Annotated in this window: 1 protein-coding gene; it reads right to left on the reverse strand. The window is 72.1% G+C overall.

Annotated elements, in window-relative coordinates:
- Positions 1-882 (reverse strand): acyl carrier protein (locus AWZ10_RS33265; RefSeq protein WP_244172624.1); only part of this gene is annotated, 882 nt, incomplete at both ends.

The raw sequence follows: 882 nt of genomic DNA on the forward strand, positions 1-882 counted from the left end.
CGACTGCGCCTCACGCGGGGTGATCCCGAAGAACTCGGCGTCGAAGCCCTCGATGTCGTCGAGGAACCCGCCCTCACGGGCGTAGCACTTGCCGTCCGCCTCCGGGTCCGGGTCGTACAGATCGAGTCCGGACCAGCGGCTCGGGAACGAACCGACGGCGTCGGATCCGCTGACCAGCAGCTGCCAGTAGTCCTCGGGGGTGCCGATGCCGCCGGGCAGGCGGCAGGCCATCGACACCACGGCGATGGGTTCTTCGGCGGTTCCGCGGCGGGCCCGACGCGTGGTGGCCGGCTTCGATGCGCCGCCGAGTGCGAGCTTGTCGAGCAGGAGCCCGGCGATGGCGGTGGGGGTGGGGTAGTCGAAGGCGAGGGTCGCCGGCAGCGACACCCCGGTCGCGGCCGACAGACGGCGGCGCAGCTCGACCGCCATCAGTGAGTCGATGCCCAGGTCCTTCAGCACCTGGTCCGCCCCGAGCGCCGTACCGTCCGCGATGCCGAGCACCACGGCAGCCTCACCGCACACGAGAGCGGTCAGCTCCTTGCCCCGCTCCTCATCGGAGAGCGGCGCGAGCCGATCGCGCAGCGTGCCGCCCTCGACGGTGCCGGTCGCCCGCCTGCGCGGAGCACGCAGCAGCGACCGGAGCAACGGCCGCGTCTCACCGTCACGATCGAAGTCCCGCTGCACCGCGCCGAGTTCGAGCTTCACCGGGATGGTGTGGGGGTGGGTGCCGGTGAGGGTGGTGTCGAGGAGGTGGAGGGCTTGTTGGGTGGTGAGGGCGGTGACGCCTTGGCGGCGCATGCGGGCGAGTTCGGCGTCGCCGAGGTGGGCGGTCATGCCGATGCCGGCCTGCTGCCACAGGCCCCAGGAGAGGCTGGTGGCGAC

The sequence above is a fragment of the Streptomyces europaeiscabiei genome, from assembly GCF_001550375.1.
GTDB classification, from domain to species: Bacteria; Actinomycetota; Actinomycetes; order Streptomycetales; family Streptomycetaceae; genus Streptomyces; species Streptomyces europaeiscabiei.